Source organism: Phenylobacterium sp., from assembly GCF_004799395.1.
Lineage (GTDB): Bacteria > Pseudomonadota > Alphaproteobacteria > Caulobacterales > Caulobacteraceae > Phenylobacterium.
Genome location: NZ_SSMZ01000259.1, coordinates 1 through 7,476 on the forward strand (window position 1 = coordinate 1; position 7,476 = coordinate 7,476).

At 65.1% G+C, this 7,476-nt stretch carries 8 protein-coding genes; 2 read left to right on the forward strand and 6 right to left on the reverse strand.

From position 1 onward, the window contains the following. Nucleotides 1–85 precede the first annotated feature (85 nt). Together E8A12_RS16405 and E8A12_RS16410 are read right to left on the reverse strand one after the other, a co-directional pair. Nucleotides 86–382 (reverse strand): glycine zipper domain-containing protein, encoded by a 297-nt coding sequence (locus E8A12_RS16405; protein ID WP_293370745.1) that lies wholly within the window; start codon nt 380–382, stop codon nt 86–88. 115 nt (nt 383–497) lie between these two features. Then, nucleotides 498–1,757 (reverse strand): MFS transporter, encoded by a 1,260-nt coding sequence (locus tag E8A12_RS16410; protein WP_293370747.1) that lies wholly within the window; start codon nt 1,755–1,757, stop codon nt 498–500. A 133-nt stretch (nt 1,758–1,890) separates the two neighbouring features. Here E8A12_RS16410 and E8A12_RS16415 point away from each other — a divergent pair, with 133 nt between their 5' ends. Further along, nucleotides 1,891–3,225: a TonB family protein gene (locus E8A12_RS16415; protein ID WP_293370750.1), complete on the forward strand. Its 1,335-nt coding sequence runs from the start codon at nt 1,891–1,893 to the stop codon at nt 3,223–3,225. A 22-nt stretch (nt 3,226–3,247) separates the two neighbouring features. On the opposite strand, the gene E8A12_RS16420 is transcribed toward E8A12_RS16415, so the two are convergent. Both E8A12_RS16420 and E8A12_RS16425 read right to left on the reverse strand, forming a co-directional pair. Further along, entirely contained in the window at nt 3,248–3,883 is a 636-nt protein-coding gene (locus tag E8A12_RS16420; RefSeq protein ID WP_293370752.1) for a M23 family metallopeptidase, read from the reverse strand. A 205-nt stretch (nt 3,884–4,088) separates the two neighbouring features. Next, a complete protein-coding gene (locus tag E8A12_RS16425) occupies nt 4,089–4,667 on the reverse strand; it encodes a TMEM175 family protein (protein WP_293370754.1) in 579 nt (192 codons plus the stop codon). 132 nt (nt 4,668–4,799) lie between these two features. Between E8A12_RS16425 and E8A12_RS16430 the strand changes: the two genes are divergently transcribed. Beyond that, entirely contained in the window at nt 4,800–5,060 is a 261-nt protein-coding gene (locus E8A12_RS16430) for a hypothetical protein (RefSeq protein WP_293370756.1), read from the forward strand. Nucleotides 5,061–5,255: 195 nt separating this feature from the next. Here E8A12_RS16430 and E8A12_RS16435 read toward each other — a convergent pair whose 3' ends face one another. Both E8A12_RS16435 and E8A12_RS16440 read right to left on the reverse strand, forming a co-directional pair. Continuing rightward, nucleotides 5,256–6,776: a DNA sulfur modification protein DndB gene (locus tag E8A12_RS16435; protein ID WP_293370758.1), complete on the reverse strand. Its 1,521-nt coding sequence runs from the start codon at nt 6,774–6,776 to the stop codon at nt 5,256–5,258. 558 nt (nt 6,777–7,334) lie between these two features. Further along, the coding region (locus E8A12_RS16440; RefSeq protein WP_293370759.1) for a helix-turn-helix transcriptional regulator at nt 7,335–7,476 on the reverse strand (142 nt) is incomplete at its 5' end.

Below are 7,476 nucleotides of genomic sequence, written 5' to 3' on the forward strand. Positions count from 1 at the left end.
CCTAGTCAACCCGCGGGTCACCGGCTGGGTCGACAATCCGCTGAACAACCACCGCGCGCGTTGGCTCTGCGTCAGGCGCTAGGGTCTAGTCGCGCCATTCCCAATGGCACTTGCGGTGGGTGTCGTTGTGCTTGGCGATCTGGTGGCCGGCAACCGCGCCGAGCCCCGCGCCGACGAGCGCGCCGCCGCCGCCCTTGGACACCGAGTTGCCGATCAAGCCGCCGCCGACGGCGCCCAGCACCGTGCCGGTGTTGCGCGCGCCGCGGCTGCTCACGTCGCGGCAGACTTGCACCTTGTGACGCTCGGCCATGGCGGCGGTCGGGATGGCGGCGGTGACGGCGAGCGCCGAGCACACCAGGGTCGCGAGAAGCTTGTTGCGCACGGGATGTCTCCTAAGGGGTCGCGGACACGCTCGGACCTAAACCCTCCGCCACGGCGAAGGTTGCACTCGAGCCGACCCTTTGTGTCGCCAAGGCGACGCTTTCGCAACAGGGGCTTCAGGCCGCCACGGGCGCTGTCGCCCAGGTCAGCGGGGCGATCCTGCGCACGATCAGTCCCCAGCAGATTACGCCCAGGAAGGCCACGCCGCCGGCCGCCGCGAAGGCCCAGGTGAACTCGCCGGTCCGGTCGACCACGAAGCCGGTGATGATCGGGGCGACAATGCCGGCCATATTGCCGATGCAGTTCTGGAAGGCGACCCATTTGCCGCCGCCCACCTTACCGCCCAGCGTCTGGCCGATGGCGTAGAGCGCCGGCGCGTTGAAGCCGAAGGCGACGCCGGCCACGAACAGGCTGGCGGTGGCCACCGGCGCCGAGCCCAGCATGCAGCCCAGCATCGCGAGCGCGATGATCGCATGCCCGCTGACGATGATCGTTTTGCGCACCAGGGTCATCGATCCGCCCGCCGCCAGCCAGCGGTCCGACAGCCAGCCCGTGACCATCGAGCTCGCCGCATAGGCCAGGTAGATCAACCCGCCGACCTCCGCCATCTGCGGAACCGTGAAGCCGCGGGTTTTCACCAGGTAGAGCGGCAGCCAGGAGATGACGAAATAGAAGGCGTAGTTGTTGCAGAAATGGCCGACGCCGGCACCCCAGGCCTCGCGTTTCCCAAGGATCTCGCGGAACGGCGGGGCGCGGTCGACCAAGGGGGCGTCGTCGTGGGCCTTCGACAGATGGCGCGTCGTGGCCAGCCACGGCCAGAGCCACAGCAGCGAAGCCAGGCCGAAGAACAGGAACAGGCGCCGCCAGCCGTAGTGGGCCATGAACAGGCCGCCCGCAAAGGTGCCGAACGCCGGTCCCAGCGACAGGCCCATCGCGGTCAGGCCATTGGCCACGCCCAGGCGGTGCTGCGGCAGGTGCTGGGCGATCAGTTGCGAGGAGCAGGGGAAGGCCACGCTCTCACCGACGCCCAGCAGCAGGCGCAGCGCGATCAGCATCGAAAACCCGCTGGCCATGCCGGTCAGCGCAGTGGCGATCGACCACAACGCCAGGCCCAGCGCGTAGGTGCGGTAGGCGTTGATCTTCTCCACCAGCCAGCCGGCCAGGATCTGGCCTGGCACGTAGGTCCAGAAGAACACCGAGAGCAGCAGGCCGATCTTGCTGGCGCTGAGGTGAAGCTCGTCCTTCATCAGCGGGGCGGCGGTCGCCAGGTTTCCGCGGTCGACGTAGTTGATGAAGATGGCCAGCGCCAACAGCGCCACGACGCCGTTGCCGAATGTGAGGGGCCTGGGCGCCGCCTTCAGGTCAATCGCCGCCACGCTGTCCCCCCGAACTTGCCCCGGCGATGACTGAACGATGTTCCGAACAGCGTGACAAGCCAGGCGTGTGGTGCGCCGGGGTTTCGCGCGGGCTGCCTGCGTGCAAGATGCCCCATGAGCGGAGTCTCAGACGATGTTGAGGCCTAGATCTGTCGCGGGCCCGACCGCGGCTCTGCTGAGCGCGGCCCTGCTGAGCGCGGCCCTGCCCGTCTTCGCCCAGACGCCCACCCCGCCGAACTCCTACTGGGCCAAGACGCCGACGCCGGCACAGGTTGGCCAGATGCGGGCCGCGGCCAATGTGAAACTGGGGGCGCGGGCTGTGGTGCGCTGCCATGTGGACCCGGCCGGGGCGCTATCTGGCTGCGCCACCCTGACCGAGTCGCCCGCAGGCTCCGGTTATGGCCAGGCTCTGGCGGCGCTCGCGCCGTTCTATCAGATGAAACCGGAGCTGGTGGCGACCGAGGCGCCGAACGGTCTGACGACGCTGAGCGATGGCGCGTTCCGCTATGACACGCCGCCAGCCTGGGTGCACAAACCCACCGAGCGCGACCTCCTGGCCGTCTGGCCAAAGAGCGCTTGGGCCAAGCGCCTCAGCGGCCACGCGACGATCAACTGCCTGGTCAGCCTGCAGGGCGCGGTCTTCGATTGTGTGGTCATGTCCGAGACCCCGGCGGGCGAGAATTTCGGGGCCGCGGCCGTTGCACTGACCCCGCAATTCCTAATGAAGCCGGGCTCGCTGAACGGTGAGCCGACGGTCACGCCGGTCAACATCCCTATCGCCTTCGCCATGCAACCCGGCGCCGGCGGCCCTGGCGACGCGGGCCGCCTCACCGCGCCGGCCGCCATGGCCTGGCTCCAGGCGCCCAGCTACGCCGATATGGCCGAGGCCTATCCCAAGAAAGCCCGGGCCGCCCGCGTGGCCGGCCACGTGACGATCAACTGCAGCTTCACAAGCTCTGGCGCGCTGACCGGTTGCACGACCGTCGGCGAGGAACCCAAGGGCGAGGGCTTCGGGTCTGCCGCCCATAGCCTTGCCCGCAAGTTTCAGGCGCCGCCGACCCTATCGGGCAAGTCGCTCTCGGCGGCCAATGTCCTCGTGCCGTTCACCTTCGATCCGTCCGTCCTAACCGACGACAAACCCGCGATCGGCAAGCCTCAGTGGGCGGCGCTCCCCACCGCCGAACAGACGGTGGCGGCCTTTGCGGCGGTCACCAAGGCCGGGGTGAACGGCACGGTGCGCGTCATGATGGCCTGCACAGTGCAGCCCGGCGGCTCCGTGTCGAATTGCTCGGTGTCGCGTGAGGAGCCGACAGGACAGGGCGTCGGTCAGGCCGCGCTGAGCCTCGCCCCGGACTTCCGGATCACCACCTGGACGATCGAGGGCCTGCCGACGGTCGGTGGCGCCGTCAACATCCCGCTGCGCTATGAAGGGCCGGCGAAGGAGACGGCGACGGCCGCCAAGCCCTGAGATCTCGCGCCGCGCTCGCCGATCAGTCGGCGGCGACGCGCTCGGTCTCGGCGCGGGCGGTGATCAGGGTCGCGGCGTCGAGCTTGCGGCCATTTGCGGCGATTTCCAGGTGGACGTGGTCGGTAATGCCCAGGGGATAGCGGGCCTGAAGGCTGTGGGCGTGGCCGATCGGCTGGCCCACCGCTACGGTGTCGCCCACCGCCACATCGGGATCGACGTAGAAGGCGCGCGCCGTCAGGTGCAGGGCCGGGTTTTCGATCTCGACGAACTTCAGCGTCTGGTCGTCGGGATAGGCGAAACCGATCTTGGAGACATAGCCGCTGATCGGCGCCGAGACGGCCTGGCCGGGGGTGGCGATGTAGTCGACGCCCTCGTGCTCGCGCTCTCCGCCGTCGCGCGACGCGTGGAAGCGGCCCTCGCCATAGGCATCCTCGCCGCGGGGCGCGTGGCCGGTGGGATTGGCGATATCGGCCTGACCGTCGCCGTCCAGATCGGCGCCTTCCCAGACGAGGCGCGTCTTCACGGTGAGGTTCGACGGGGCAGGACCGGAGGTCAGGCTGGCGAAGAGTGGACGCGCGTCCGGGGCGCGGGTCCCGGCATGGACCGCCGCTTCGGCGATTCCCAGTGAAAGGGCGGCGGCGACGAGCGACCCCGCCAATATGCTCAAGCTTCTCGGGGCCGATTCGGGGATTTCGAAAAAGCGATGAAGCTTAGCTTGAAATACGCTCGGAACTTTCATCGCTGGATACACATTCCAATGCCGAGGAAAACTGGCGCGACGCGACTTTGTTAGGCGCGGCGCCTTCTTGTGTGTCCTGAAACCATCAGAATTTGACTGAGATGTGGCGGGCGACGAACCTGCGTCAGGATGCGCCCAGAACCCGCTCGACCCGCCGGTCGGGTATGAACCAGATCAGCGACACCATCACATAGCAGCCGATCGAAATCATCGGCTGCACGAAAGCCAGCGCCACACCCGCTGCGTAGATCGCCAACGAGACCTTGCCTTTGACGTCGCGGCCCATGGCGTGGGCCAGGGGGGAGTCCGGCCCCTCGTGCCGCACCAGGGCTGCGCTGAGGATGGTGTAGGCGACGGCGGTCATCATCATCAGTCCGCCGTAGAGCGCGACGGGCAAGGGCGCCAGGTGGGTCTCGCCGAGCCAGCCGGTCGCCACCGGGGTCAGCGACAGCCAGAACAAAAGATGCAAGTTGGCCCACAGGATCGCGCCATTCACCGACCGCGCCAGGTGCAGCATGTGATGGTGATTGTTCCAGAAGATCCCGACGTAGACGAAGCTGAGCAGATAGATGAGCAACCGCGGCAGGATCGGCATGAGGTCCGCCAGGGCGCTCCCTTGGGGAAGCTTCAACTCCAACACCATGATGGTGATGATGATCGCCACCACCCCATCGGTGAACGCCGCCAGCCGCTCCTTGCCCATCGCCAACTTCCCCCGGATCGGTAAGGACTTTACGGCGTCCCCGACGCCGTCGTCATCCTCGGCGCTGTTCCGAGCTGGGGCCGACGGCTATCCTGACCGAAACGGCCGAGTGAGTGTGTGGGCGAGAATCGGGTGACGCGTAGCGCAAAGATCGTCCCGGTCGCCTGGATCCAGGATGGCTGGATCTACAGCAGCCAGGAGGAACAGAACGGCAAGTTCTGGATCGACGACAACTGGATCTGGGGCCCGGACGGCGCCGCGGACATGGACACCCGCCACTGGGTCGCGAACGGCTGGATCTGGGGCCCGGTCGGCGCGCCGGACACGAAAACCGGCTTCTACATCGCCGAGGGCTGGATCTACGGCCCGGGGTTCAAGCTGCCGTTCGCCTAGCGACGTCCGTGGCGGAGAGGGTGGGACTTCGCAAAAGTCACCCTATGGCGCTGATTTTATTGTCTTTCGTCGCGGCCGATTTTTCCGTTTTGCAGTTCACCGTTGCACCGTGCGGCCCGAACGAAACGTCTGGCCGGTGTCGCTCGGACATACTAACGCGGCCCTCCCGCCGAAGCTGAGAAGGCCGCGTGAGCACTATTCGGCAACCGGCAGCGCGCCCCCCGTCGCCTTGGCCTGTGCAAGATCTTCTTGCAGCTTGATGAGCGCCTTCCGTTTCGGAAGACCGACGGTCCAACGGATCATGTCGCCGAGGTGCCGTTGGATGTCGTTGTGCTTGGCCCCAAACCGCATAACCCCATTCATTTCATCGAAGCTGCCAAGATCGAGGTTCCCACCAAGTTCTTGCGGCGTGACCGCGTCGCTAAGGCCAGGGCACAAGGCTTCCTTGTCTTCTTCGGAGAGGTCGAAGAAGCGCCACATGGGATTGTTGTGGGAGAAGTCGATCTTCCCATTCTCTATGGCGGAGAGCAGCCGCTCCAGGCTAGGCGGATCGGCCTCGCGGCCGTAACCGAAGTCGTAGGCCAGTTTAGCCAGAGCCTTCAAAACCACGGGCTGTGCGGCAACAGTGTTCTTCTTGGCACCAGGCTCACCCCAATGAGGAATGGACCCAACAGCCCCCCAGAACCGGCAGGCATATTGCTCCTTGGAATGAATATCGCTTGGCGCGGCCCCGCTGATGGTCGTCTTGTTCAGGAACAGGAGCGCGTTTACGGCGATCAAGTCCTTCCGTGAGATTACACCTTCGTCTTTGTGCCAGTCGTGCGGATTGTCGCTGTCAACGATCCGGGCCTTCAGCACACAATCATCGATCAGCTCAGATTTGATAAACAGGTTTACCGGGTTAGAATTGTCGAACTGGAAGACCAGGCTGCTTTCCACGGACTTCGTCAGGTTGTTCAAGTCGTGGAACAACTGACGTTCTTGCTCATAGTCCAGGCCGAGGTGCGTCTCCACAACGATGGTGCAGTCGGACCGCGCCGCCTCGAACGCCGCTGCCCAAACCGCTAGTTCCTCAGATGTGGGTTCACGCCGCTCGTCATCAGTAGGCAGATAGAGGGCGGGCTTTCGAGGGTACTTACCCGTGTTGATGACCGCCTTGAGGAAGTCGAACACCAATTCCATTGCGTGGCGGCGATGCTGGCCGTCAATCACCCAGAGGACATGCTTGTCGGCCAGGTACACGGTGATCATGCCGCCATCGTTGCGTTCATAGCGAAGTCCTTCGCCGCCGAACTGACAGTTCCGGATGTTCGCCGTAATCGGCTGCATGGCGATATAAGGCTGCGAACCGATGTCACGCTGGATCGCAAGAAGCGCTGGGGGCGCGGAGCCACCGGCCTTCTCGCGTTTCCGTCGCGCCGCACTGACCAGGCCCTTGAGGATGAAGAGCGCCAGCTTCTTGGAGTGGCTTTCATCGAGCCGACGCTGCGCGATGGGTTCATCCTGATAGCCGGGGTTGGCCTCAAGATTAGCCCGGTTTGCGACCTCGGACATGCTGTGGAACTCGGACATGGGCACGCTCAAGATCAGCGTGCGGTTGCCCATGTTGCTACCGATGAGAATGTTGAAGGGGCGGCCGGAATGGTCGCCCTGTTCCAAAAGGTCATCGAGGCTGTTGGTGACAGTGGCCACCGGCGGTGGTACTAGAGTGTTCATTGCATTGATCCTTCGCTGATCGGCGTGGGGTTTGGTTTGCAGAGTCGCGTGTGCTGATGGTTCCTAGCCACTTCCAGCCACGCGGCGTCTGCCGCTTTGAGATGTCGATTGGGGGGTGTTTCCACCCCTGCCGATATTCTGGCGGTGTTTAGCCAAGACACTCTCTCCTCCTTCACCGCCTCGGGCGGGGTTTGGGTTGCAGCTCGTCGCGCCAGGGTTCCTAGCCACTTCAGCTCGACGACCGTCGTTGTCTCATTGTTAAGCCTTGGCGTCAACGATAGATGCGCCAGGTGGACACGAAAAACCGCCTGGCGATTTCAAAATATCACCCGGCCGCAGTTTGAACATCTACCAGGCCGCACGGCCAGCACTCACTTTCCCCTGGTTTTTGAATAGGATCGCCCACTCGCCACGTACTTTGTGGCCGTTCGAGTGCGTTCCGCGCCTGGCCCATCCGGCGTCGGCGCGGATGCATTTCTGTCACACATCTGTCAGGCGACATGACCGATCAGGAACCCGCGGCCTCCCCCCGTGCCCCCCGCGCCCCCCGGTTCGGCGTCACAGCGCCGCCGCCGCCATGATCTCCGACGCGCGACACTTGAGGGCCGCCGCGATCTTCAGGAGGTTCAGGAGGGTGACGTTCCGCTCGCCGCGCTCGATCTTCCCCATGTGCGCGCGGTCCATCTGGGCGGCGTCGGCG